The organism is Ruegeria sp. AK4 (genome assembly GCF_056541025.1).
In genome coordinates this window covers 285,431-309,463 of sequence record NZ_JBQFXS010000005.1, presented here as the reverse complement: position 1 = coordinate 309,463, position 24,033 = coordinate 285,431, and the positions used below count along the sequence as shown (strand labels likewise).

At 53.4% G+C, this 24,033-nt stretch carries 24 protein-coding genes; 12 read left to right on the top strand and 12 right to left on the bottom strand.

Annotation, left to right across the window (positions count from 1 at the left end; translation table 11 throughout):
* The first annotated feature begins 71 nt into the window (after positions 1–71).
* A complete protein-coding gene (locus ACR0EZ_RS12035) occupies positions 72–1,277 on the top strand; it encodes a pyridoxal phosphate-dependent aminotransferase (RefSeq protein ID WP_480613300.1) in 1,206 nt (401 codons plus the stop codon).
* Complete coding sequence (locus tag ACR0EZ_RS12030; protein WP_480613298.1) at positions 1,274–1,534, top strand: SDR family NAD(P)-dependent oxidoreductase; 261 nt, start codon at positions 1,274–1,276, stop codon at positions 1,532–1,534. Before ACR0EZ_RS12035 ends, ACR0EZ_RS12030 begins: the two co-directional genes overlap by 4 nt.
* Here ACR0EZ_RS12030 and ACR0EZ_RS12025 read toward each other — a convergent pair.
* Positions 1,503–2,210, bottom strand: coding sequence for an IS6 family transposase (locus ACR0EZ_RS12025; protein ID WP_480613296.1), 708 nt, complete (start codon positions 2,208–2,210; stop codon positions 1,503–1,505). The genes ACR0EZ_RS12030 and ACR0EZ_RS12025 overlap by 32 nt on opposite strands.
* 248 nt (positions 2,211–2,458) lie before the next feature.
* Here ACR0EZ_RS12025 and ACR0EZ_RS12020 point away from each other — a divergent pair, with 248 nt between their 5' ends.
* The 6 genes from ACR0EZ_RS12020 to ACR0EZ_RS11995 all read left to right on the top strand — a co-directional run bounded on the left by ACR0EZ_RS12020 (position 2,459) and on the right by ACR0EZ_RS11995 (position 8,719).
* Complete coding sequence (locus ACR0EZ_RS12020) at positions 2,459–2,752, top strand: ribbon-helix-helix domain-containing protein (protein ID WP_480613294.1); 294 nt, start codon at positions 2,459–2,461, stop codon at positions 2,750–2,752.
* A 91-nt stretch (positions 2,753–2,843) separates the two neighbouring features.
* Complete coding sequence (locus ACR0EZ_RS12015; protein WP_480613292.1) at positions 2,844–3,239, top strand: VOC family protein; 396 nt, start codon at positions 2,844–2,846, stop codon at positions 3,237–3,239.
* A 32-nt stretch (positions 3,240–3,271) separates the two neighbouring features.
* The gene (locus tag ACR0EZ_RS12010) at positions 3,272–3,796 is read left to right on the top strand and encodes a Twin-arginine translocation pathway signal (protein WP_480613290.1); all 525 of its coding nucleotides are present in this window, start codon (positions 3,272–3,274) and stop codon (positions 3,794–3,796) included.
* Between the two features lie 14 nt (positions 3,797–3,810).
* Positions 3,811–5,382 carry a GMC family oxidoreductase gene (locus tag ACR0EZ_RS12005; RefSeq protein WP_480613288.1) on the top strand — a complete coding sequence of 524 codons (1,572 nt, stop codon included), beginning with the start codon at positions 3,811–3,813 and terminating at the stop codon, positions 5,380–5,382.
* Positions 5,383–6,138: 756 nt separating this feature from the next.
* Positions 6,139–6,624: a hypothetical protein gene (locus ACR0EZ_RS12000; RefSeq protein ID WP_480613286.1), complete on the top strand. Its 486-nt coding sequence runs from the start codon at positions 6,139–6,141 to the stop codon at positions 6,622–6,624.
* Positions 6,625–6,778: 154 nt separating this feature from the next.
* Positions 6,779–8,719 carry a sigma-54-dependent Fis family transcriptional regulator gene (locus ACR0EZ_RS11995; RefSeq protein WP_480613284.1) on the top strand — a complete coding sequence of 647 codons (1,941 nt, stop codon included), beginning with the start codon at positions 6,779–6,781 and terminating at the stop codon, positions 8,717–8,719.
* 94 nt (positions 8,720–8,813) lie between these two features.
* Here ACR0EZ_RS11995 and ACR0EZ_RS11990 read toward each other — a convergent pair whose 3' ends face one another.
* The 10 genes from ACR0EZ_RS11990 to ACR0EZ_RS11945 form a co-directional block, all read right to left on the bottom strand.
* A complete protein-coding gene (locus tag ACR0EZ_RS11990; protein ID WP_480613282.1) occupies positions 8,814–9,518 on the bottom strand; it encodes an MIP family channel protein in 705 nt (234 codons plus the stop codon).
* Between the two features lie 129 nt (positions 9,519–9,647).
* Complete coding sequence (locus ACR0EZ_RS11985) at positions 9,648–10,691, bottom strand: NAD(P)-dependent alcohol dehydrogenase (RefSeq protein WP_480613280.1); 1,044 nt, start codon at positions 10,689–10,691, stop codon at positions 9,648–9,650.
* 60 nt (positions 10,692–10,751) lie between these two features.
* Positions 10,752–12,389 carry a chaperonin GroEL gene (gene groEL, locus ACR0EZ_RS11980; RefSeq protein ID WP_480613278.1) on the bottom strand — a complete coding sequence of 546 codons (1,638 nt, stop codon included), beginning with the start codon at positions 12,387–12,389 and terminating at the stop codon, positions 10,752–10,754.
* A gap of 71 nt (positions 12,390–12,460) precedes the next feature.
* Entirely contained in the window at positions 12,461–13,264 is an 804-nt protein-coding gene (locus ACR0EZ_RS11975; protein WP_480613276.1) for an iron-sulfur cluster assembly protein, read from the bottom strand.
* Positions 13,265–13,268: 4 nt separating this feature from the next.
* A complete protein-coding gene (locus ACR0EZ_RS11970; protein ID WP_480613274.1) occupies positions 13,269–14,294 on the bottom strand; it encodes an amidohydrolase family protein in 1,026 nt (341 codons plus the stop codon).
* A gap of 88 nt (positions 14,295–14,382) precedes the next feature.
* Positions 14,383–14,754 (bottom strand): MmoB/DmpM family protein, encoded by a 372-nt coding sequence (locus ACR0EZ_RS11965; protein ID WP_170759017.1) that lies wholly within the window; start codon positions 14,752–14,754, stop codon positions 14,383–14,385.
* A gap of 19 nt (positions 14,755–14,773) precedes the next feature.
* Positions 14,774–15,838 carry an aromatic/alkene monooxygenase hydroxylase subunit beta gene (locus tag ACR0EZ_RS11960; RefSeq protein ID WP_480613272.1) on the bottom strand — a complete coding sequence of 355 codons (1,065 nt, stop codon included), beginning with the start codon at positions 15,836–15,838 and terminating at the stop codon, positions 14,774–14,776.
* A gap of 51 nt (positions 15,839–15,889) precedes the next feature.
* Complete coding sequence (locus ACR0EZ_RS11955) at positions 15,890–16,948, bottom strand: 2Fe-2S iron-sulfur cluster-binding protein (RefSeq protein ID WP_480613270.1); 1,059 nt, start codon at positions 16,946–16,948, stop codon at positions 15,890–15,892.
* A gap of 85 nt (positions 16,949–17,033) precedes the next feature.
* On the bottom strand, positions 17,034–18,698 hold the full coding sequence (locus tag ACR0EZ_RS11950; protein WP_170759012.1) for an aromatic/alkene/methane monooxygenase hydroxylase/oxygenase subunit alpha: 1,665 nt from the start codon (positions 18,696–18,698) through the stop codon (positions 17,034–17,036).
* Between the two features lie 966 nt (positions 18,699–19,664).
* A complete protein-coding gene (locus ACR0EZ_RS11945; RefSeq protein WP_480613268.1) occupies positions 19,665–19,961 on the bottom strand; it encodes a hypothetical protein in 297 nt (98 codons plus the stop codon).
* Between the two features lie 39 nt (positions 19,962–20,000).
* On the opposite strand from ACR0EZ_RS11945, the gene ACR0EZ_RS11940 reads away from it, so the two are divergent.
* Genes ACR0EZ_RS11940 through ACR0EZ_RS11930 form a run of 3 tightly spaced genes read left to right on the top strand, consistent with a single transcriptional unit; the run spans position 20,001 to position 21,622 of the window.
* Positions 20,001–20,282 (top strand): hypothetical protein, encoded by a 282-nt coding sequence (locus tag ACR0EZ_RS11940; protein WP_170759008.1) that lies wholly within the window; start codon positions 20,001–20,003, stop codon positions 20,280–20,282.
* Entirely contained in the window at positions 20,282–21,412 is a 1,131-nt protein-coding gene (locus ACR0EZ_RS11935; RefSeq protein ID WP_480613266.1) for a WD40 repeat domain-containing protein, read from the top strand. Before ACR0EZ_RS11940 ends, ACR0EZ_RS11935 begins: the two co-directional genes overlap by 1 nt.
* A gap of 30 nt (positions 21,413–21,442) precedes the next feature.
* Positions 21,443–21,622: a hypothetical protein gene (locus ACR0EZ_RS11930; RefSeq protein WP_170759004.1), complete on the top strand. Its 180-nt coding sequence runs from the start codon at positions 21,443–21,445 to the stop codon at positions 21,620–21,622.
* Here the strand turns inward: ACR0EZ_RS11930 and ACR0EZ_RS11925 are convergent.
* A complete protein-coding gene (locus ACR0EZ_RS11925) occupies positions 21,619–22,464 on the bottom strand; it encodes a hypothetical protein (RefSeq protein WP_480613264.1) in 846 nt (281 codons plus the stop codon). The genes ACR0EZ_RS11930 and ACR0EZ_RS11925 overlap by 4 nt on opposite strands.
* 245 nt (positions 22,465–22,709) lie before the next feature.
* Here ACR0EZ_RS11925 and rpoN point away from each other — a divergent pair, with 245 nt between their 5' ends.
* Positions 22,710–24,029, top strand: a complete 1,320-nt coding sequence (gene rpoN / locus ACR0EZ_RS11920) for an RNA polymerase factor sigma-54 (RefSeq protein WP_480613262.1) — start codon at positions 22,710–22,712, stop codon at positions 24,027–24,029.
* The last annotated feature ends 4 nt before the right edge of the window (positions 24,030–24,033 follow it).

The following is a 24,033-nucleotide window of genomic DNA, read 5'->3' as shown; positions in this document are numbered from 1 at the left end:
AGTCAAAATGACTAGCCGTTTGTTTGATCTAGCACGCGACAAACCGGACGGACATCCGCAATCTTTCCCTCATGAACATTCACCCACTTGAATCATCCATATCTGTGCGCGCCCGTGCGCTGGAAGCGTCAAAGATTCGTGCGGTTGCAGAAAGCGCAATGGGACGGAGTGATGTCATTCCTTTGTGGTTTGGCGAAGGCGCTTGGGACACCGACCCCTTGATTGTCGAGGCCGCGGTCAAGTCCCTGCGCTCAGGAAACCATATGTATCAGCCGAATAATGGCAGCATAGCGCTGAGGGATGAGATCTGTCGGTATCAACAGGAACTGACGGGAACGACTCTCACGCGTGACCGCGTGACGGTGACGCCATCGGGCATGCAGGGACTTAGGCTGGTTGCGGAACTGCTCGTCACGCCCGGTGACCGGGTGGTTGTGATCGAGCCAAACTGGCCGAACATTGCCGCAGCATTCCAGAACTCGGGGGCCGACATCTGCCGATTGGCACTGCAACCCAAGGACGGCTCGTGGTGGTTGGACATAAACGCGCTGCTGGACATGCTGACGCCGGAAACGACTGCGTTGCTAATCAATTCACCCAATAACCCGACGGGCTGGGCCATGCCCATAGAAGACCAGACAATTCTTCTGGACCACTGTCGCGCGAACGGGATTTGGGTCGTCTCGGATGATGTCTATCGTCGATTGTATCGGCATGGAAATGTCGCTCCCTCATTTCTGGATATCGCCAACGCAGAAGATCGGCTGATTTCGGTCAATTCGTTTTCTAAGGCCTGGAGCATGACGGGGTGGCGGCTGGGATGGATCATCGCCCCTGCTGCGGTGGAGGCGAAACTCGGTCAGCTTACGGAATTCAATACATCCTGCACCGCAGGTTTTGTGCAGGACGCTGGCGTTGTGGCTCTGAGAGACTGCGAGCCGGCAGTCACCGAGCTCAGAGACCGCATTCAGGTCGGGTATCAGCTCACGTCGGAATTTTTGTCTGGCCTTGAACGGGTCAGGTTTATCGAACCCGACGGGGCGTTCTACAGCTTTTTTCGCGTAGACGACATGCCAGACAGCTATAAGGCAGCGACGGTTATTTTGGAAGCAACCGGAGTTGGATTGGCCCCCGGAATTGCCTTCGGGGACAGCGGTGAAGGATATCTGCGCCTTTGCTACGCGCAACCGGCTGAGACGCTGAGGACCGCATTCGAACGCCTCGAACCCGTCCTTAGGCGTCAAAAAGAACCACAGATTCCAGGGGTACAGAGATGAAAGATCACATCGCAGTTATTACCGGTGGTGCGCAGGGCATCGGGTTTGAAGTCGCGCGCCAGTTGGTCGAACGTGGCGTACGCGTTGCGAGCTGGGATATGGACCCGATAAACACGGAAGCGATGGCAGAACTCGGTGGCGATTCACTCGCCGTGTCTTGCGATGTGTCAGAGGTGCTGTCAGACGAATTCGAACCAGTCTCAGTTTGCCGCGGAAGCTGCGAACCTATCCGGAACAAAGTTGACGCCACTCGCTGAGAGCGGCGGCGCGGGTCAGCTTGAAGGTGTCTCGGCTGGCTAACGATCTTTCCTGGTTGAAGTGGTTGTAGACGGAGGAATGGACGGACGCAAATTTCTGTAAACTTCGCATGCGCCTGAAACGTTGCATGACGCGTTCTCGTCGTCGAAACGGCAGGTGCGAATTCTCAACCCGGTTATTGAGCCACCTGCCCGTCTGTTGTTTTTCATTGGCGCCCAGCTCTCTGAGCGCGGCTCTGTATGAGGCGAAGCGATCCGTCACGACGTTTTCCGCTTTACCGTGGCGCTTCATCAATTTCCTGAGGAATTTCAATGCCGCCTGCTTGTTTCGACGTTTGGTAACGATTGCTTCCAGCACTTCGCCCTCATGATCGACGGCCCGCCAGAGGTAGTGTCTCTTGCCATTCACCTTCACGAAAACCTCGTCCACATGCCACTTCCATTTGCAGTATGCTCTCAATTGCTGAACACGCTTTCTTCGGATCTCTGACGCAAACATTGGGCCAAACCTGTTCCACCAGTATCGGACAGTTTCGTGGCTCACGTCGATGCCTCGCTCGTGCAACAAGTCTTCAACATTCCGAAGCGAGAGTGGGAAACGGATGTACAGCATCACCGCAAGGCGGATGATCTCGGGGCTGGTTTTAAAGTATTTGAAAGAGGCAGGTCTGGTCATGGACAAAAACTACGCAACCCCCCTGCTACGCTCAACCAAAGTTCTTCTGACAAGACCTGATGGATCATCTACTGCGTGCAACTGCGCCAGCGTCTATACATTCAGCAAGTTTGCCGGCGGTTACTTCGGGAAGCGCTGTTTACGAAAAAACTTGCTTGCTTTAGGTTGAGCGCGCGCTGGACACAACAAAACGCACCGAATGGGGCGTGGGCGCACGCAATCATGGGACAACCGAAGGGAGGATTGGTATGTGCCAGATGTTTGCCGGCCAAGACCCGGAACGCTATCAGAGTGAGACGCGTCGCATGAGGTTGAATGGTCAAAGCACCAGTATACGACTGGAAAAATCGTTTTGGGCGATCGTCGACGAACTCGCCGAGCAAGAGGGGTTTTCCACACCCGGTTTCATTTCCAAACTTCACACCGAAGTTCTTGAAATACACGGGGAAACGAAGAATTTCACCTCTTTGCTGCGATGCACATGTCTGCTTCACATTGAGAACCTCGAAAGCTCCAACGATCCAAGGATCGCAGCCGAGTAAGTGGTTTCCTACACTGTAGTATTCACTTACTACCCGGCGCCGCGAGAAACTGTCAGCCTTTTCGAACCAGGCAAATGGTTCGGAGGAAGGCATGGCAAAAGCCATACACAGCATGATCCGCGTTTTAAACGAAGAGCGATCGCTGGATTTTTATGAACGGGCATTCGGGCTCGAAGTATCTCACCGTCTCGACTTTTCAGCATTCACGCTCGTCTACCTGAGAGGTAACGACGGGCCGTTTGAGCTCGAACTGACCATCAACAAAGACCGCGAAGGACCGTACAACCTGGGCGACGGACACGGACATATCGCCTTTGTTGTCGACGATCTTGATTCCGAACATGCGCGCTTTGAGGCTGAAGGGTTGAACCCCAGAAAAATCGTCGAGTTCGCACCAGATGGCGATCTGATCGCCAAGTTCTTCTTCGTTCAAGATCCGGACGGGTACGAGATCGAAGTTCTTCAGCGCGCAGGTCACTACCAATAGCAGGCACACGCATCTGAACGGGAGGATAAGAAGTGAGATTTACACATAAAACCAAAACTTTAACGCGTCGCGATCTGCTGTCGCGATCAGTCGCAGCCGGGGCCGGGTTTGTAGTGGGCGCAGGCTATGTCGCCAGCTCGAACGCCGCCTGGGCGATGGAAACGACGTCGCTGCAGCCCGAAACCATGGCGACGTTGGTTCAGATGGCGCGTGACATCTACCCGCATGACCATGTCGGTGACGAATACTATGTAATCGCCGTAAAGGGGTACGATACCGAAGACGCCGCACCCAGCGTCGAAGCTGGCGTCGCCGCCCTGAATGCAGCAGCGCAAGGCAGGGGCCACGCCGATTACTTATCCATGGGATGGGAACGTGATCGAGCCGATCTTCTCAGATCGATGGAAGCCAGCCCGTTCTTTCAGCAAATCCGAGGTGGGCTGGTGACCGGTCTCTATAACCAAAAGGCAGTTTGGCCGCTTTTCGGTTATGAAGGCGAGTCCTTCTCTCAGGGCGGTTACATCGACCGCGGCTTTGACGACATCAACTGGCTTTAAGGGAGATCGGCACCATGACGGCACCTTTTGATCTCACGGACGACAGCGTTGTTGTCGTAATCGGAACCGGCGCCGGCGGCGGCGTTCTCGCCAACGAACTGGCCCAGAAGGGGGTCAGCGTAGTCTCGCTTGAGGCTGGAGGACGGCACCTGCCTGAAGACTTTATCAATGATGAATGGGAGAGCTTTGGTCAATTGGCATGGCTCGATCCACGCACAACGTCAGGCGACTGGCGGGTCGCCAAGGATTTTTCGGGCCTGCCTGCATGGATCGTAAAGTCAGTCGGAGGAACGACCCAACATTGGGCAGGCGCGTCACTGCGGTTTCAAGACCATGAATGGAAAGCCAAATCGACATATGGTGACGTCCAAGGCGCAAGTCTGTTGGACTGGCCGATCGACGCGGCAGAAATGGATCCCTGGTACACTCGGGCCGAAGACAAACTGGGCGTGACGCGGACGGGCGATCGCCCCGGTCTGCCTGGAAACAACAACTACAAGATCTTCGAATCAGGGGCAAAAGCGCTTGGTTACGAGCAAGTGCACACCGGTCGAATGGCGATCAATTCCGACGAAAACCGTGACCGCAATATGTGTCAGCAGACGGGTTTCTGCTTCCAGGGGTGCAAATGGGGCGCCAAGTGGTCTGCGGGGTATGTTGACATTCCAGAGGGCGAAGCCACCGGCAATCTGGAAGTCCGAGAGAAATCGCACGTCGCACAAATTTTGCACGACGATAGTGGCAAGGTAACGGGCGTCGAGTACTTTGATGCGGATGGAAATCTGCAAATGCAGAAAGCGAGGCTCGTATGTGTCGCCGGCAACTCTTTTGAATCGCCAAGGCTGTTACTGAATTCGGCCTCCTCAATGTTCCCGGATGGGCTTGCGAACTCCTCTGGTCAAGTCGGACGCAACTACATGCGGCACATGACCGGTTCAGTTTATGCCGTCTTTGATCAGCCGGTCCGGATGTGGCGTGGCACTACGATGGCGGGGATTATCCAAGATGAGTCACGGCACGACCCGTCTCGCGGCTTCGTTGGTGGCTACGAGTTGGAGACACTGGCATTGGGTCTGCCATTCATGGCTGCCTTCCTTGATCCAGGCGGTTGGGGTCGCGAGTTCACGACAGCACTGGACAGCTATGAGAACATGGCCGGAATGTGGATCGTCGGAGAGGACATGCCCCAGGAAACCAATCGCGTGACACTGAACATGGACGTAAAGGACCAGTTCGGGTTGCCGGTTGCCAATGTCCATTTCGACGACCATCCGAACGACATTGCGATGCGAAACCATGCCTATAAGCAGGGCGCGGCGGTTTACGACGCGGTTGGGGCAACCCGAACATTCCCAACACCGCCCTACCCCTCAACGCACAATCTGGGGACAAACCGTATGTCGGAAAATCCCCGTGATGGCGTGGTGAATAAATGGGGTCAGACCCATGATATCGCGAATTTGTTCATCTCGGATGGTTCGCAATTCACGACGGGAGCTGCTGAGAATCCGACGCTCACGATCGTCGCACTTGCAATTCGCCAAGCCGATCACATTGCTTCGCAGATGTCCCAGGGAAACCTGTAACCATCTGTTAAAAAACAAAAACAATCTCGATCCAATATCCTTGGGTCGAGATACCTTTGTTTCGTATTAATCGTTTTCCTGTTGCAACTCGATGCCTTCAGCCGCGCTAAGATCATCGACAAATCTCCAGTTCAGCATCCAAGACCGGCGCTAACCTTTCGGAGCGATCCGTGTTCGTGTCATCTCGCTGAGGTGTCACCGGATGGAAGTTAGGCAAGAAACTCTGACCGACAACGCTGCAAAACTGCTAACAGATGCGACAAATGGTTTTTTAGAAATTCCCAATCGCAATCCGCTTGCTTAAGCTATTTTCCGTTGGTTCCGACCGCAGGTTAGTCCGAAAAATTTTGATGCCAACGTTGAACCGATTGTGCGCGAAATTTAAGCCACGACAGAACGCGGTTATTTGCCAAAGGAAGGCATTTGTCGCAAATTCGCCTTCATATTCCACGGCCCGAAATCGCCTTTGCAATCCCGAATTTCGGCCCGCGTACTCCGCTTAAAATATAGCAGACGGAAAACGGACCGCCAAAGGGTTGATTCGCGTCAAAGACGCCTAATTTATTGGGTTTTCAGGGCCTATTTCCTAGACTCATTCCTCCATTTTCATTAGCCTTATCACAGCGAACAGGACAAAATGACGCGCCGGATATCGGAACCGAAATCTCTCCGGATTGGGTTTGCTTTGCACCTTCAACGGCGAAGCGGGCCGGTGTGTTCTAAAGATCCGACACATGGAGAACTTGGAGCGAGATCATGGTCGATATTTTTTCGAAAAAGGAAGGGCCCCGCCGCGAAGATGCGGAAGCAAAGCGACTGCTTCAAGGCAACAGAGCCACCATACACAGACTTGCGGATCAGATCAGCAATGGCGAGTTTTCCCGGTCCCGGGCCAGAATGGCGCAGGCGAAGAAAGAACCTCAGCCCGAAGGAAAGAACATCCACATTCTTGGTGGAGGGACTGCTGATGCGGAACCCGATCCTGTTATTCGGATCAGCTTAAACGACCGCGTTTTCATAATGGATGCAAACTCTGGCAAGCAGATGGAATTTCTGGGCCAACTACGCACCAATCAAAACGGCACTAAGTACTTCACGCTCGCGACGAAGCAAAACGGCTTTGTCTCTCCCGTCGATCCGGAGATTGAGGAGCTATTGGAAGATTTGAATGGGGTCGTGATCGAAAACGACGACATCAGAGAAAAATTGGCCGAGGTGATAACTAAACGTCTGAAGCTCTGAGGTTTCGAACAAGTCCAGCCGGTTAAGGATGCGCCACACGCCTTGTTTGTGCATCCATCGAAAGAAAGCCATGCCAAACAAGAAACCGACATCACCAATAACAATCTCTGCTCAATCCGACGTTTCTGCAATCGTGGGCAAGCAAAGAGCCACGATGAGCGCCTGGGAAGAATTCATAGAACTGGGCTATACCACGGATGAAATCGAACAGAATGTACGGCGAGAAATTCTGCAATCCTGGGCGCGGTGTACCGACTTGGGTATTAACGCACTTTCCGGCGCGACTCCGCAAAAAATTGGCGACGAAGCCGTTCATGATCTAAGACGCAAAAATAGCGCCCTCTGCCGCGCAACAAGAGCTGCATTTGAGAGGTTGGCACCGCACCTGACCGAGTCCGGCGCAATACTGATCCTGACGGACAGGTCCGGAACGATAATTGATGCGATCGGCGACGCGCAGACATTGGACACCGGACGCGAAATTCAATTGGAAATTGGTGGTGTCTGGGATGAACAGGTAATTGGCACCAATGGAATTGGAACGGCGTTGCGCACCGGTCTGCCAACGTTCGTCCACGCATCAGAGCATTTCTGCCAAGGCATCAAATCCTGGACATGTGCAGGGGTTCCTATTTTCGACCCGTTGGATCGCCAAATCGTTGGAGTGGTCGACCTTTCCGGGCCGCCCGATATCTTCCGACCGCACAACATGGCGCTTGTCGTTGCCGCTGCGAGGGAAATCGAAATCGCACTGGCAGAACAGCAGCGTGAGGAGCGCACAAGCCTGCTTGAAGCCTTCATTGACTTGCCAAAATCTCACAACCAAGAAGATGCAATTGTGCTTTTGAATTCTTCGGGCCGCATTGTGTTCAACAAGAACATTGATCAAGCGACCGGCCAAGAGTCCAATGACTTTTCGATCGGCAAACACTTGCTTTCCTGGAAACCAAGCATGACCGACGGAGATTTGGCCGCGGCGTTGTCGCCCAACTTCGTAAACTCAAAAATTGATCTGCTTAAACTGGGCGGTGAGGTAAAGGGCGCAGCCTTGGTCATGCCAGGAAAGGAACAACTCCAAACCCCCGCGAGACCTCGCGGCATCACAATAAAACCACGAGATGGTGTAGAGGAAGACACCATTACGATCTTAGGCGATTGCCCTAAAATGCTGGAAGCAATCGAATTTGCCCGCAGAGCAGCAAAGGCCAAAGCGGCCGTGTTGGTTCAGGGCGAAACCGGTGTCGGAAAAGAACTCTTTGCCCGTCTTATCCATTACAATCACTCAAAGGAAAAAGCGCCTTATGTCGCCGTAAACTGTGCGGCAATCTCTGGAGAATTGATCGGCGGAGAGCTTTTTGGTCACGTCGCGGGTGCTTTTACCGGTGCACTACGCGAGGGCAAACCCGGTAAATTTGAACAGGCAAATGGCGGCGTTCTTTGTCTCGACGAAATCGGCGATATGCCTCCGGAACTGCAGACATATTTGTTGCGGACTCTAGAGCAGCGCGCAGTCTATCGAATTGGTTGTGACAAAAGACGCCCGATCGACGTTCAACTCGTTGCAATGACGAACCGGAACCTGCGACAGGATATCGAAACCGGACGCTTCCGCAGGGACCTTTTTTACCGGATTGGCACAATAATTATTGACGTTCCCCCCCTTCGCGAACGTGGCAGCGACGTCGACTTGTTGATTGAACATTTCAACAGGATTCTGTCTGAAAAATTCGAACGAGAACGCTTGAATTTCGATAGCGAGGCAATGGCAGTGCTTCGCACATATCACTGGCCTGGTAATGTGCGAGAGTTGCGCAACACGATTGAAAGGCTCTGTTTGCTGCATCGTAATGGACCTGTCACGGCCAAGGACCTACCCAAGGAAATCACAGAACCCGACGCGAATGACTTTTTGTTCGGAACGTCCCCCGATGCACCAAGCACGGATCTGGGACTGGACAGCATCGAGTCGAGAGCAATTCAACGCGCGATCAAACTGGAAAACGGCAATCTAACAAAAGTTGCACTGGCACTGGGCATATCGCGACCAACTTTATATCGAAAAATCCGACAATACGGGCTTGATCGCGGGAAATAAGAAAACGGCGACGGAATGGTTTCCGCCGCCGTTTTTATCAGGACGCATGAAGTTCGGGGGGGAGAAACGAACGCGGGTCCTGGTATCGGTGTAGTCACGCTGGCTTTGCGTCCCCGAGTTTACGGTTGCTGCGAGCCTCGTTAGACAGAAATTTGCGATGCACAACCCCACCCAGAGCAGCACCAAGGCAAGGTGCCAGAATATAAAGCCAAAGCTGTCCAATCGCTTCGGGACCAGCGAACAATGCCGGGCCAAGCGACCTTGCAGGGTTTACGGAAGAACCGGAAACAACGATACCTGCCAAGTGAATGACGACCAGCGTAAAGCCAATGGCGAGGCCCGCGTTTGCACCCGCACCGCCTTCTTCTGTGCTTCCAAGAATAACGATCAGAAACAGTGCGGTCGCTATGAACTCAAACAGAAATGCGCCGACGACGCTGTAGTCTTTCCACCCGTTTTGGGCGAAACCATTTGCTGTGATATCATAACCACCCTGCTTGCTTTGGACCAACACATAGAGCAGAGCTGCTGCCACGATTGCTCCAAGGCACTGCGCGATGACGTATCCAGCAAATTCGGATGGCGACAGTCGGCCCGCGATGACGGCGCCCAGGCTTACGGCCGGGTTAAGGTGTGCCCCGGAAATATGTCCAATGGCGTATGCAACACCGACGACGGTCAGACCAAAGGCAGCTGCCACACCCAGCAGGCCCACCTCGTGGACCATGAAAATAATAGTAGCACAGCCCATGAACACGAGGGTGAAAGTCCCCAGGCATTCCGCAATTAATTTCTGCATGTTTTCCTCCATTAGCAGATACGTTTTCTGAAGCCCGTGGCCAGAGGTGCACGGGATATCCATTGTTTTGGTGGTTTGATTTCAGGCACGAGAGCGAACTACCGGTGTTCGCGCTCGTGACAATTATGGTCAGGGAACGATAACCCCCCGCCCCGTGAACCGGCGGTTTTTGAAGTCGTCGATTGCCTGATTAATGTTGGCCAACGAGTATTCCGTCTGATGCATTTTCACCAAACCATCAGCATTCAACTCCATGAGTTCAACAAGCTCTGTATAGTCACCGACCAAGCTGCCGCCGATCTTGATTTCATTTACTACCAAGTCGACCGTCGGAACTTCAATCGTGCCGCCGTATCCAACCACAACCAATTCGCCACCTTGGCGCAGAAGTTTCCAACAGATGTTTTCGACGCCGAGCTCGCCAACAAAGTCGATAACGACATGGCTGCCACCACCGGTGGCGTCCATCACCTGCTCAATCAGATCAGGGCCGCCGTCCAAAACAATATCTGCGCCCAGATCCTTGGCCAAAGCTTGCGCACCGGGCTCACGATCAACCGCAATTATGCGGGCACCACACAGATTTTTAAGACATTGAATGGCAATGTGGCCCAACCCGCCAACGCCCAACACTGTGACATACGCACCGGGATAAACCAGACCTGCCGCTCGCTTTGCTGCACGATAAGCCGTAATCCCCGCGTCAGCCATTGGGGCAACTTCCAGCGGAGTTACATTGGTGTTCAGTTTGATCAGCGAACTTTCATTCGTAACGAAGTATTCGGCGAAACCACCATCCAACCCGAGCCCCGGGAACAAACCGTGATCGCAGTACATGTCATGGCCATACCGACAGTTCAGACAGATTCCACAACTACGATGAGGATGACAGATGACGGCGTCACCGGGCTTTACCGACGTGACATTGCTACCAACGTCTTCGACCCAACCCGCATTTTCATGGCCCATGACGTAAGGCAACAGATTGCCTTCGACATCCATGATATCTTTCCAAACACCTTCAATGATGTGCAGATCGGTGCGGCACAGCCCGGCCGCCCCAACTTTGACAATCACTTCATCCGGGGAATTGATCGTCGGTGCCGAAACCTCTTCGATTTTCAGCTGAACATTCATTGCCGGATCGTATTCGTATAACCGTGCGGCTTTCATTTTTTTGTTCCCTTTCGTGGATTGGGGCCAGCACATTTGCCTGCTGGCGCCGGATTTCGGTTACGGGCGTCCCAAAAGCTCGGCGCCACCGCCTAGGGCCGGTCCTTCGGTCGGGTCAGCTTCGCCTTCGGAGAGATCTCCGACCAGTGTTTCGGTTGTCAGGATGAGGGTCGCGACAGACGTCGCATTTACCAACGCGCTTGCTGTCACACGCACCGGGTCAATAATTCCAGCGTCATACATGTCGCGGAATTCACCAGATGACGCGTCGTAGCCGTGGCCTTGCTGCGCCGAGATGACCGAAGCAACGACAGCTACCGGGTCTGCGCCCGCATTGCTGGCTATCCTTTGTACCGGCTGGGTCAGGACAGACCGGACTAGCTCTACCCCTTTTTTGACGTCGCCCTCGTTGGCCGAGACAATGTCATCCAGCACCACCCCGATTTGTGCCAGCGCGGTACCACCTCCTGCAACGACACCGTCTTCAGAAGCGGCGCGTACAGCGCAAAGGGAATCTTCGATCAACTGAATCTTGCGTTTCTGTTCGACCGGGGTGAACCCGCCCGCATAGATAACCGCCGTCCCGCCGGACAGTTTCGATACCCTTTCGCGCAACTTGTCCTGTTCGATGTTCGGTGGTGCGACATCATGTTGGCGCTGAACCTGGGCCCGTCTGGCACGGATCGCTGCCGGATCGCCCTCGCCCCGCAATACGCTGGTCATCGACGAGCTGACCTTGACCTTCTGGGCACCCCCCAGTTGGGTCAGCGTAACATTTTCGATCTTCTTTCCAAGATCACGCGCCAGAACTTCGCCACCGGTCATGATCGCCAGGTCGTCCATCATGGCAGCGCGCCAGTGGCCATATTCAGGCGGATGGACGATCAGGTACTTGCCCGCACCGCCCCCGTCCATCAGCGCGATTACGACTTCCGGAGCAATCTCTTCAGCCACAATCAACAGTGGGCGATTTTGCTGATCCGCGATTGTGCGCGCGTTATCGAGTATTTCCGGGTGCAGGATCTTGTGATCCGTCATCAGGATCAGGGGGTGGTCCAGCACCGCCTCCATATTGTCCTGATCCGTAACCATATGGTGTGAAATGTACCCACGATCAAAGGACATACCCTCGACCACCTCAAGTGTCGTATCGATCGTCACCGCGAAATCCGCGGTAATGACACCCTCTTTGCCGACGCGCTTGAACGCTTCGGCGACCAGTGAGCCGAGTTCGGGATCAGTCGCCGACACCCGCGCTACTGCTTCGAGATAGGCCGGATTGTCCTCACAAGACCGGGACGATTGATCGAGACCGTCTATGATCTTTTCAACGGCCAGCTCGATGCCTTTGCACAGGTCGACCGGCTTAACACCGCTGGCTGTAATTTCGACCCCTTTCTGGATTAATGCATTGGCCAGAACGATCGCAGTTGTGGTGCCGTCGCCTGCAACTTCATTCGTCTGCATCGAGACTTCCCGCACCACCTGTGCGCCCATGTTTTCGAACCGATCAGACAGTTCAATTTCTGACGCGATCGAAACTCCATCGCGTGTGACCAGCGGCGTTCCGACTGGTCGGTCAATCATTGCATTCAGACCTTTGGGCCCCAACGTCGGCTCCACCGCCGCAGCCAGTTTCGAAACACCTTTGGCCAAAGCATGCCGGGCAGTTCCGTTGTGTATCAGTAGTTTAGCCATAACTTCTCCTTGCCATCGCTTGCGTGTCGATGACTTGTTTGCTGTATTCGATTGCGAGATGCGGTGTGCTCTTAGCTGTGCGCTTCGGCCCCTCTCGGTGGAACTCGGTTCTGGATGAAGTCGATCAACGTTGGTCCATCTTCACCAATTTCGACTTCCTTGTACCGGGTGGATTGAAGCCCACGACACAGTGCGCCGTTGAACTCCATATTGATCCGAACACCACGCAGCTTGCCGAGATATTCCCGTAGGCCACTGGACGTCAGCCGCTCACCATCCCAGGTCACAAAAGCCCGATCGCTTGCTGTCTTTGCCAGTCCCCTGGACACCAACAACGAAAGATATCGCGGTTTTTGCTTTTCTTCTTCACCGCTGTCGAAGCGGATCGAATCCAACTTCTCCAACGTCATGTCGACAATCTTTTCACTGGAAAAGCCACGCTCTTCCAAGGCGAGCAGGACCGTCTCTTGACGGCGGATGAAAGCCTTTTCCAGAAACTTGTTTCGAACGGCACTCAACTCTTCACCGTTGCAATACTCCCGGAATACTTCGTTGAAGTCTTTTTCACCGTTGACGCCTTCATTGACCCGATCAGCGAAACAGTGGTCGTTCAAGGTGACTTTGACACCTTGAACCCATTTCAGCCTGCCAATCTCATGGCGAATGTCGAATGCCATGAGAAAAGCGAAATTTGGAGAACACCAATAAGTCGGAAGCCTAAACTCAACTTCCACCACTTTTGAATCCAAATCGACTTCAACGAGTTCCACAAATCCCATCTCTGTGATGGGCTCGTCCAACTCTGGGTCAGTCACAAGATCCAGCTGCTGCCAGATTTCGAGTTCCAGTTCGTCCTTAAGCATCTCCAAAGTCATCGGATCACTCCGCTGCTATCTGGACAGGGGCGGCGCTGAGTTGCTTTTTCTTTGCCTCAACATCGATGTTGTAAAGCTTCGCCGCATTCAGACCGAGAATCTTCTCCTTGATCTCATCTGTCAGTTGCACACCGCCACGTTCGGCGGAAATGTCTTCCGGAATCTGATAGTCCCAGAACTGCTCAACCAGCCACTGCGGGGTCCAGATAGCATAGTCCGAACCAAACAGAAGCTTGTCCTCTCCGACCCACCACAATAGCTCGGCGATAACCTCACCAAAGTAGCGGGGGCGCGAGAAGATAAAGGGAAGCGCAACCGCCAAACCGCCGTAGACATTCGTTTCCTGGGTCGCGATCCAGCAGAAATCATCCAGACGCGGCAGACCGCAATGCTCGATGATCCAGTTCAGATTCTGGAAATCAGTTGCTGCGTGGTCAACGTCATGGACATCAAACGCATCCTTGCTGAGCGGTATGATGGTCGGGCCCTTGTGGACGTGAATGTTCTTAATACCCAGCTTTTCGCAGAGCTCGAAGCACTTGTAGGCTGCGGGATCGTTCAGCGCCCAACCTTTGCTTTCACCATTCCATTCAGCCGTGTACATTTTCACGCCCTGAATGTCGAAATTCTCTTTCATGTAGTGGATGTATTCCAGTGCCTTCTCGCCATCGCGCGGATCGAACGATCCGTTCACGATAAAGCGTTCAGGGTGGCGCGCTGCCATTGATGTGCTACGCTCGATGCTGGAAAATCCGTTTTTGTAGAAGTCCCGCAGGTATGTCGACTGGATGATGGCGACGTCATCAGGTCCGTCCACGAAGAGATCGCGATACACGTCATCTTCCGAGTATTTCTCGAAGCGTCCCTTTTCCCAAAGCTGCTCTGGCGGGCTTAGGTTGGTGTGATAGGCATAGAAACAGTCGATAAACTGTTTGCCGTGAACATTGCTTTGATTTTCCGGACTGCCGTCCCAAAAATGGGTGTGACCGTCGACCACAAAAATCTCTTTGCCATCCTTGGTTTTAAACATTTGTTCCTCCTGGGGTATTCCGAAAGTTCAGATCACGATCTAGAGGGGTTCAGGCCCGAGCCTTGCACGGGCCTGAACCTCGGTCCGGTTACTCGATGTACTCGAAAACGTCGTCCATGTTTCCGAACAGAACGACGGTGTTGTCATCGACGCGCACCATACGTCCGTAGTGCGTGGACGTGTTCACCTCGAAGATTTCAGCGGTCATTTCCCGGCCCAGGAACTCGCTGATTTCGTCCATCTTGAAGATCAGTTTTCCTCGGCCATCTACCCGGATCGTTGCTGGATTGTGGGTGACCGTGACGTTCGGATCTTCGTTCATGTACTCAGCGATGGCGCGCGCCTCGACCGAGTCATTCATCGTCACACCGCACTGGTCCGAGATGGTCTGCTTGAATTCAATATCCTTCATGGATTTGAAAATGTTACCTTGCGACGCGTCGCGTGCTACATTCGACATTGGCTTTAACTCCTGTTGGTTAGCGGCTCAGGCCGAGTTCGTTGAGGATCTGGCTGACCCGCTCATGGGAAACAGCTTTGACGTCTTCGAATGAAACCGGTTTGGAATGAGGCTGCGACCAGATCGGCTGCAGCGCCTTGGCAGCTTTGTCAGCAAGATCGCCATGCTTCTTGATCCAGGACTGGAACAACGCCTTGTTATGGGCAGAATGTTCTTCGTCATTGGCCAGCAGATAGACCAGATCAATTGCGTTTGCGAGGTTCCTCTCATAGTCCGCCTCGGCAGCCGAGATAACCGGCGGTGTAATGAAGTCGTTGTTTGCGGCGGCGGCTTGCATGAAAAAACCGGACCGTACGAGTTCACCAACCAGCGGTTCAAAGATCAGGTTGATCGCAAAGTACTGCTCAAGATAATCCTCGGACCCCATGATCGTTTCGATGGCTTCGCGGCAAGGCTGCCAGATCTGGTCTTCCATCCACGCCTTTTTACCCAGCTCGTCATTCCAACCGTCGATATCCATTCCGATCTCGGCCAGGTAAAGCGTAATGTCCTGACACAGACGCATCTTGTAGGACGAATTGGTCAGCGTCGCGTTGTTGATCATCTGCGTGTAGCCATAGCGCTGCGCTTGCATCAACGACGTGCCAAGACCAAACTCGGCGTGTTTCCACGCACCTAGATGGGTCTGTAGAATTCGTTCCCAGGTTTTGTCGAAGGCGGTATGGGCGCCTGCCTTGCGGGCATTGTCGATGACCGCTTTTACCATCGAACAGATTTTGGACTGCCGTTGATAATGGGTCCGCTCCCATTCCTGATCCGGCGCACGGAACGCATGCCAGTTGGAGCTCAGAGCCGCGGTGTTGTCCTTTTGATAAGCACCCCCACCCTTGCCGCCTTCAAACTCGATGATCCAGTTCTGGATCAAATAGCGTTCGGGATCAGGTTGCACGTCGACGGTAACGTCTTCGTAGTGGGTGGCCCGTTTTCCCCGGGGTTCAAAGTAATTGTATTTGCGGCTAGTGGATCCGACGAATGTTGCGGCACCCGCGGCTCCAGAACCGACAGAACTTGATGTAGCTACCATTGTAGCCTCCCATGGTTGGTTTCATTCACATGACTAGTGATCAGCCCAGCATCAGTGAGCCGATGAACCAGAAGTCGGTGTGAACTTGTCGTAGAAAATCCGATCTGCATCGAAGTCGTTCATGAACAGAACAGGCGTCAGCGCGTCGATCATCGGGGGCGGTCCACAGGCATAGACATCGCCCTCGCCGTCCGCATCCAGTTCCTTCAGGAACCGGTCGACTGTCTCATGTACAAAACCGCGTTCTCCGTCCCAGGATGTGTCCTCGTCCGCGTGGCTCAGGACCGGAATGAACCGGACATTTCCGTTGGAGCCTGTCAGATCAGAGATTTCGCCCAGCTTGAACAGGTCATCTTGTGTTCGCGCACCGTAGAAGAAGTAGATCGGACGATCTTCTCCACTGCTGATCTGGTCATTCAGGATCGACCAGACGGGCGACATTCCGGATCCGGCACCCACTAGAATCACCGGTCCTTTTCGGTCTTCTCGTCGGAAGCACATTCCGTAGGGTCCGCTGATTTTGACCGTCGCGCCTTTTTTGATTCCCCCGGCGTCAAGTTCGTTGGAGAATCTTCCGTCCGGGTACTTTTTGATGATGAAGGAGAGTTTTTGGGCTTCGCTCGGCGTATTTGCCATGGAGAACGAACGTGTAATCTCCTCCCCTTTTTCGGTGGTGACCGTGATGTCGACATATTGCCCCGCCCAAAATTTAAGCGGTGCATCAATTTCAATTTCCACACCGCGAATGTCGTGGGTTAGCTTTTGGAAATCGACAATGCGGCCATCAAATTCTTTGACCGGAATGGATTTCGACAAAACCTCTTCATCAAAGTTCAGGAGTTCGATTTCGACATCGCTATAAGCCAGCGCCCGGCACATTAGGATATGACCGCTGTCTTTCTCGAAATCATTGAGAGCGAACGTTGAATACTTCAACATTTCGGTCTCACCATCCAGTTGAACACATTTGCAGGCTGAACACTGTCCTTCCTTGCAACCGTGCGGCAGCGCGATGCCCTGGCGGAATGCGGCGTCGAGGATTGTTTCCTCTTCTTCGACCTCAAACTCCACGCCAACCGGCTCAAGTCGGACGTTGTATACGTCACTCATTTCTCGTGTCTCCTGTGGTTCGAAACCTCTTTGCGGCTTCGAATTGCGGGATGCAGGGGCCGTTTGGCCCCCGCGGTAGTTGCGTTTAATTGAACGGTGTGATCGTGAAGCCGGCGCGGTAGTCCGCCAGATGCGCTTCGCGTTCGGACGCGGACATTCCACGCAGAGCTTTGAGCGGCGAGCCCAGCGTGTTGCCGCGCACATCGTCAAGCGTCCACATATCCTTGTTGTCGAAGCGCAGATGCGGCTGCGGCACCAGGGTTTTGCCGTCTTCGCGGACAAAGTTGAGATCCTGAATGGCGTCAGCCAGATCCCAGCCGTCATAGACGGTTTCCCATTCACGCTTGCCCGAGAACTTGCCCATGGCCGGTGTCGGACGGCCCTGGTATTCATCCGAGAACGCCTCTACGGCGGTCCAGCGATCAAGCTCATGCGCAAAAGTGTGCAGTTCGCCGTCAATCTCATCAACAACGATGTCCTCGCGGATCAGACATGGCACCAGGCAAGACCAGCAACGATGCGGATAGACATAGCCGACCTCTTCGTTGAAGGTGATCACCTTCTGACCGGGAACGCTGAGCTTCGCATACCACTTCCAGAAATCGCCAAATTCGGCGTACCAACCCGGATACTTGTGCTCAAACCATTCAAAGTCTTTCTCGGTCTGAGCTTCAATCCGCCAGAAGTTCACCGGCCAGCCGACTGCAAAGAACTGGGCGACCTTGTGGACATAGTTCTTCTCAGTGATACGCTTCCAGGCCTCTTGAACATCGTCGTGATGAACTTTGACGCCATACTTTTCGAGCGGCAGCATGTAGGTGCGGTAGTAGTCTTCAAAGATCCACCGGTGCCACATTTCCGCGTAGGATTCTTTCTCCTTGTCACGGTTGGTGGTGCCGTATTCGATGAACGTACCAATGGCCGCATCGACGATGGCATGGTTCTGCCAGAAGGCGTAACGCAGGTCGCGCTCCAGCAACTGATGGTTATCAGGCTCCTTCAGCGCAGCCATAAGCAACGAGTGGCCGTTACCGATGTGGCGGCTTTCGTCCGACTGCACCGACAGGAACACGGTCGGCAGAGCGTAGTCCCCATTTCGTGCTGCCTCTGACGGCATGGCAACGAACAACGTGTTGGTGAACGCTGTTTCGGCAACAACTGTCAGATACATACACGCGGCGGTCATGGTGTCGCCGGTGATGAAGCCTTCGCCAAACTGACGACCAATGGTCGTCGCATAGCACTTACCGAATGCTTCTTCGGTAATGTCGAACCCGGCCGGATCGATGTAGTTCTCCATGTACCACTTCTTCAGGTTCATCTGAATTGTGGAATGACGGAATTCATCGACCATCTGCATGGTAAAGCCGGTACGCAGATCTTCACCCGGCGCAAGACGGGCAACCATAGCCATAGAGCGCGCCGCCGAGATTTCCGGGAATGGGATGATGGCCAGAAAAAGCTTCATCCATTCGATCCAGCGCGGCTCGACATTGCGGAACATATCGCCGCGCAGTGCCGCATCCAATGCACCGTAAACCCGGTTGTCTTTTTCCTCTTCCATCGGGAAATAGGAACGCAAGACCTGTTTCATTGGGTCGCGGGGGGCTTTCGTGATCTTGTAGTCGGTCGGAAAGGTGTTCGCTTCCTGAACGTATGTTGGATTCCAGCCCAAATCAGAGATTTTCTTGGTGGCTTCCCCCACCGAAATCCCCCGTTGGGAGGTAATCTTATTTAGCGTAATCGCCATGCCATGAGCCTCCTTCAGCTCTGACCGTTTGCACGGTCGGTTGGAGGCAGCAGCTTGCTGCCAGTTGATAGGCCAAGGTTCTGCAAGCACATCGAAATGCGCTTGAAAGACCCGGCCAGTCGGATCACGGCAAAGGTTTTAGGTAGTATGACCATTTGCTTGCTGCCGTACGTTGCTCGGGCGAACTGGCATCGGTATTGCAAATGGAACCTCCCTGTTCCTTCGTTCTTGGTGGTTTCCAAATTTCGGAAACGCGGCGTTATAAGGGAGTACATGCAAGCGCCGTGCCAAATCGGGCACGGGGCGTTGCAATTATTGAACTTTTGACGAAAGTTTCTATTAACTCGTCAAAATTAAACAGAAATAAACTTGGATTTCTTTATTGGATTTTCATTCTGCCAATGTCAGGGCGATTTCATCTCAAATCCAATATGTATCAAAATCGTAAAGGTTCTTTACGATCGTTACACTTGTTTCGCCATGTTTACACTTTGGAAATGTGTTCGATATACCCGACTGGGGTTGGATCAGGACAAAAGTCGGCATGTTGGGCAGTAGCTGTTTGCACCGGATTGAGATACACAGTTTTTGATCGCAAAATGATTCGCACTATGCGCACCGGGGATTTTTTCGTTTTTCTGAACTGTAAAGTTATGAAACCATCCGATTTTACATGTGTAACGATACGAAACTGATTTTTCATAGTTCGTAAAAAAAAGATGAATCTATGATGCGTAATGTCAAGATTTGATCTTTGTCACGCATGGTATTGATGGTAATTTGATCGCCGAAAATCGATTGAGACAAAAACTCAACCGATAGGAAACCGAGCTCCCCAAGTGCTTTCACAATGGGCCTCAAACGAACCCGTGTACGGAATGCCGTATGCGATCAGACAGGTATTGCATGGAACTTGCGCTATCAAAAATGAGCACCCGGAAAGTGTATGCATTTAGCATAAGTCCATCAATTTGGACGAGCTACTATATTTGCATAAGGCAACTGATCCCATATCGCCTCGATATTGTTTCGCAATCGCGAATGCACCTTGCGCATAATGGCCTCTCTTTGGTCTTCACTGGCATCCATAAGTGCCTCTTGCACCATAACAAGGTTTTCCGGCGCGGGATCATTCAGCGCCCTGCGCGTTGCATCAACAACAGCGCTTTCCGGCCCCAAGATATCCAAACTAACTGCGTTCAAGGTCTCAAAGAACTTCTTTGTTGCAATTTTTCCCATTTCATTTTGCCTTCTGTTTTTCATAATTCAATTCTGAACGAACAAGCCATAGAAGGAAATTAGATGTCCGGTCAATCAGAAAAAACCGCCGAACTCTTTCGGAAGAGAACACATATCGTCAGTCAACTTTCCCAAGAAAACACAAGGTTCTTGCGGCTTCTTCAGCGCAGATCCGGGGTCGAAATTCTTTTGGCGAAGAATCCAGATTCCATTGAAATGGAAAGCACCAATTCTCAATTCGAGTTCGAATTGGAAAACAGTCAGAGACGAATAGCTTCTCTTGAAAGAGACGTTGCCGGTATAGACGAAAAACTCGAATCATTGGCGAAACTGGAGGAAAGTTGATGGCTGAAAATAGCGCTTCTGGATTATCTCTTTTTAGCCTTTTGGCAAGAGAATGGACACTCAATGGCGAAATCACTCAAATCGCATTCAATCACGATGATACCGCGGCGATCTTCATACACTCGGCGGGCAAGGTCGCGCTGGCATCGACAAATGATGCGGAAAGTCCAAAAGTCCGCACGCGTCTGGAGTTGGACACTGGTCGCACGACTATACGCCCGCGCGAGAATCCGGTCGCGCCACTTTTAACCCCCGACATCGCGGTACGAACCGATCTGCCTGTCGTTCGGTTTGGTACACAGGGCTTTGCTGCCATTGATATGGACGGAGCCGTCCAGCAGATCACGGCGGGCGGCCAGATCGTGCGTAAGCTGCAACCACAGCCAAAGCCGGTTACAGCAATTTCTGCCAGTCAGTTCGGCGACCTGCTGGCGATTGCACGAGGCAATGTACTCGAACTTGTCGACCCGGTTGAAATGGTCGTGCAGGCCGAGTTCAAGCTTGACCACCCGATTTCGTGTCTGACCGTGGCGGCAGATGGCCGGACGACCGCCGCTTGGGGGGCGGGCGCTCTGAGCATCGTTCCGCTCACCGCCACCAACGACACACCAACTGTCATTTCCTGTCCTGGCGACATAACAGGCCTCGTCTGGCAAAAATCTGGCCACCATCTGGTCTGCGCTTCGGCAGAAAACAGGTTCTACATCATAGACATTGCTCAGCGCTCGGTTCAGTGCGTCGAGGGCTATCCAAACCCGGTCCGCGACGTCGCATTCAGCGAAGCCGGCAATGCTTTGGTGACTTCGGGTGCCTACCGGCTGGCAGGATGGGACATGAGCGATCTGCCGGTCGATGACAAACCCGGCACTCCGCTTACGACCGGCAAACCCGGATTTGTCGTGCTGAATTCGATCACAGCACACCCCGAGCGAAACATCGTCGCCACCGGCTATGCCAGCGGACTGGTGACGCTGGCGCGTATCGGCACGTCACAGGACATGATGCTTCATCATGAGCGCGACACATCAGTCAACAGTCTGAGCTGGTCAAAAACCGGAGAGCACCTCGCCATCGGGTTCGCCTCGGGCAAGGCCGCAATGGTCACGTTTCCTGCCCAGATGTTCAAATAGTTCCACCAAGCAAAGAAAAGGGGATGTACGATGGACAACAAACTCACACCCGAAGAACAGAGCAAAGATCGCTACTTTGCGCAGCTATCCAAAATCGCCGAAGAAATGATCGACGAGCATGGCAAAGACTTTGCCATGGGGGCGTTGGTCATGGCGGCTCAATGGATCGCAAAGAACCAGATCGGGCCGCAGGAAGAAATCAAACACTAACACCCGAGGTCGGCAGACACTAGGTCGGTGGATCCGGAATCCAGGGTCCACCGCAACTGATCCATCGTGATCTGTGAGATCGCAGGCGTCAGCCTATGCAAACCGTCTTCAGCGTCATTCGGGCCCTTCCTACTGATAGTCGACAGATCCTCGGAAAACTCTGCGCAAAGACCATGAGAATAGGCACACATCTCTTGCAAACGAAGCGTCACGAAATAAAGGCAATCTCCGGTTTCGCTAAACCGTCCGGGCGCAATCGGTTCTCGGTACGCTGCGGGCGAACGATACGATGTATGCACGGCTGCGCTCAGGATCGTTTGAACTTGACGGCGCCAATTACCGTATTCTTCGCTCTGGTTCAGTTCCAATCCAGCCCGATAGAGCTGTTCACTCACGGCCTTGTAGGCGCGGCCGCCGGCGATATGACGCCGCCAGAATTCGTTGGCTTCGTCTACCGTTCCACACTCGACAAACCGCTTCGCAAGCTTGGGCCGGGACACAAAGGCCAATGCCATGTCCACGTCCTCGGAAAGAGAGCGGGCGATTTGCATCGAGGGCGTCGGAAGATCGGTCAGGAACAGCAGCCGGATCGCGTCCAACTGCTCGATCATTCGAAACGTCAACGCACGCAGCGCCGCCCATTGCGGCGCGCTGAGCCCGGTATCCGCAACGCTCTCAGCTGCAGTGGCACTTGCGTGCAAAGACGCAACCCACATTACCGCCTGGTCGAACATAAAAAAGTTGTCGATCGGTCCGCTATCACCGTCATGCACCCAGTTTCTGCCGCTTTGGAAACCGCGAAACCGAACGATCGTTTTGTTCCAGATTTCGTCGAGGTCCAAACCTTTCGCCGACCACAATTGGCGGGTTCGGGCCATAAGTTGCGGCGAGATTCCAGGATAACTCCGTTCGAAAGAAGTCGGTTTGTATTGTCCAGTGCCAATCTGCATGACGGTGGTTTTCTCTTTTTGCCGACGCCAATCTATCAACGATCGCTCGTGCGACAAGACACTATTGCCTGGCCGCGTTTGATGTCGCCTGATCCGCGTCTGCAACAATCAGAAGGAACGTTGCGAAGGACGGACCAATGGGATTGATCCTTACGCCAAAACCAAGTCAGACACGCGCGTTGAACCGGTCAATGATTCAGGCCTTCGACGTGATGCGCATGTCCAAGGCGGATATGCTTGATCACTTGTCAGAGATGATTGATAGCAACCCGTTTGTCTCCGCCGATCGGGCGACCCATGACCTTGGAACCTTTTGCCCGCCGTGCGATTTCCAGGAAGGCCCCGAGGTGTCATGTGATACCCGCGTAAGCCTTTATCATCATGTGTCCGAGCAACTCCCGCTTATCTTGAGCTCAGAGGCAGAAGTGGAAATCGCGCTGGCGTTACTGGCGGAAATCGAACCAAGCGGCTGGCTGGGAAAACCCGTCAAAGCGGTTGCTCGCAATGCCGGATATGACGAGGCGCAATGTGAGCGCGTATTGCGCCATCTTCAAACCCTCGAGCCGGCTGGCTTGTTTGCGCGGGATTTGCGCGACTGCCTGAGGCTTCAGGCGATCGATCGCGGACTGCTGGATGAACTGATGGATCAGTTGATCACGCATTTAGATGACCTTTTGGAGTTTGACCTCCAAAAGTTGGCAAAACGCTTGCATGCGGACCCACGCGATGTGGCACGCTGCTTGCAACACATCCGGCGGATGGACCCAAAGCCCGGAACGAGGTTTCAATATGATGAAGCACTTTTGCGGGACTGTGACGCCATCCTAACTATCGTTGACCGCGAACTGTTAATTGAGCTCAACAGGTCCAGCTTTCCCAGTGTTCGCCTCACCCTGTCGACAATGTCGCAGAGCGGCGATGACCTTTCCCATTCATCACAGCTGGGCGAGCTGGTGAATTCCGCAAAATCGTTCAAGGCTGCCCTCGACCTGCGAAGCTCGACCACTTTGGCCGTAATCAAGGCAATTTTTGTGCGGCAGCGAGATTTCCCGACCAAAGGATACGCCGCCCTGCGCCCAATGCGCATGAGCGAAGTAGCGGATGATATAGGTGTCAGCGAAGCAACGGTAAGCCGCATCTTGACCGGGCTCAGGCTACAATGTCCACAAGGGAACATTGCGTTGAGATCCCTGTTTTGCGCACCGGTCATGTATCGCGGGCAACCCCGAACAAAGCATGTTGCGCTTCAGATAATCCGAAAGGCAATTGCGCGCGAAGACAAGCGCGCTCCTCTCAGCGATACCGAGATTTTCCGAATTCTGAGCGAGGCCGGATTGGACCTTTCCAGACGAACTGTCACCAAATATCGCCAGTCGATCGGATTTAGTGCGCCGGCTTTGCGCCGAAAACACGCAGAACTGTCGATGCTTCTCTTGCAGCAGCGTTCGCCCGACTGAAACA

Bases quoted from the DNA above. Each gene is read 5' to 3' on its own strand.
- ACR0EZ_RS11960 (WP_480613272.1), bottom strand. From the start codon at position 15,838: ATGGTAGCTACATCAAGTTCTGTCGGTTCTGGAGCCGCGGGTGCCGCA.
- ACR0EZ_RS11990 (WP_480613282.1), bottom strand. From the start codon at position 9,518: ATGCAGAAATTAATTGCGGAATGCCTGGGGACTTTCACCCTCGTGTTC.
- ACR0EZ_RS12025 (WP_480613296.1), bottom strand. From the start codon at position 2,210: ATGACCAGACCTGCCTCTTTCAAATACTTTAAAACCAGCCCCGAGATC.
- ACR0EZ_RS11940 (WP_170759008.1), top strand. From the start codon at position 20,001: ATGTCCGGTCAATCAGAAAAAACCGCCGAACTCTTTCGGAAGAGAACA.
- groEL (WP_480613278.1), bottom strand. From the start codon at position 12,389: ATGGCTAAACTACTGATACACAACGGAACTGCCCGGCATGCTTTGGCC.
- ACR0EZ_RS12000 (WP_480613286.1), top strand. From the start codon at position 6,139: ATGGTCGATATTTTTTCGAAAAAGGAAGGGCCCCGCCGCGAAGATGCG.
- rpoN (WP_480613262.1), top strand. From the start codon at position 22,710: ATGGGATTGATCCTTACGCCAAAACCAAGTCAGACACGCGCGTTGAAC.
- ACR0EZ_RS11995 (WP_480613284.1), top strand. From the start codon at position 6,779: ATGAGCGCCTGGGAAGAATTCATAGAACTGGGCTATACCACGGATGAA.
- ACR0EZ_RS11955 (WP_480613270.1), bottom strand. From the start codon at position 16,948: ATGAGTGACGTATACAACGTCCGACTTGAGCCGGTTGGCGTGGAGTTT.
- ACR0EZ_RS11970 (WP_480613274.1), bottom strand. From the start codon at position 14,294: ATGTTTAAAACCAAGGATGGCAAAGAGATTTTTGTGGTCGACGGTCAC.
- ACR0EZ_RS12005 (WP_480613288.1), top strand. From the start codon at position 3,811: ATGACGGCACCTTTTGATCTCACGGACGACAGCGTTGTTGTCGTAATC.
- ACR0EZ_RS12035 (WP_480613300.1), top strand. From the start codon at position 72: ATGAACATTCACCCACTTGAATCATCCATATCTGTGCGCGCCCGTGCG.
- ACR0EZ_RS11985 (WP_480613280.1), bottom strand. From the start codon at position 10,691: ATGAAAGCCGCACGGTTATACGAATACGATCCGGCAATGAATGTTCAG.
- ACR0EZ_RS11935 (WP_480613266.1), top strand. From the start codon at position 20,282: ATGGCTGAAAATAGCGCTTCTGGATTATCTCTTTTTAGCCTTTTGGCA.
- ACR0EZ_RS11965 (WP_170759017.1), bottom strand. From the start codon at position 14,754: ATGTCGAATGTAGCACGCGACGCGTCGCAAGGTAACATTTTCAAATCC.
- ACR0EZ_RS11945 (WP_480613268.1), bottom strand. From the start codon at position 19,961: ATGAAAAACAGAAGGCAAAATGAAATGGGAAAAATTGCAACAAAGAAG.
- ACR0EZ_RS11975 (WP_480613276.1), bottom strand. From the start codon at position 13,264: ATGACTTTGGAGATGCTTAAGGACGAACTGGAACTCGAAATCTGGCAG.
- ACR0EZ_RS12015 (WP_480613292.1), top strand. From the start codon at position 2,844: ATGGCAAAAGCCATACACAGCATGATCCGCGTTTTAAACGAAGAGCGA.
- ACR0EZ_RS11950 (WP_170759012.1), bottom strand. From the start codon at position 18,698: ATGGCGATTACGCTAAATAAGATTACCTCCCAACGGGGGATTTCGGTG.
- ACR0EZ_RS11930 (WP_170759004.1), top strand. From the start codon at position 21,443: ATGGACAACAAACTCACACCCGAAGAACAGAGCAAAGATCGCTACTTT.
- ACR0EZ_RS12030 (WP_480613298.1), top strand. From the start codon at position 1,274: ATGAAAGATCACATCGCAGTTATTACCGGTGGTGCGCAGGGCATCGGG.
- ACR0EZ_RS12020 (WP_480613294.1), top strand. From the start codon at position 2,459: ATGTGCCAGATGTTTGCCGGCCAAGACCCGGAACGCTATCAGAGTGAG.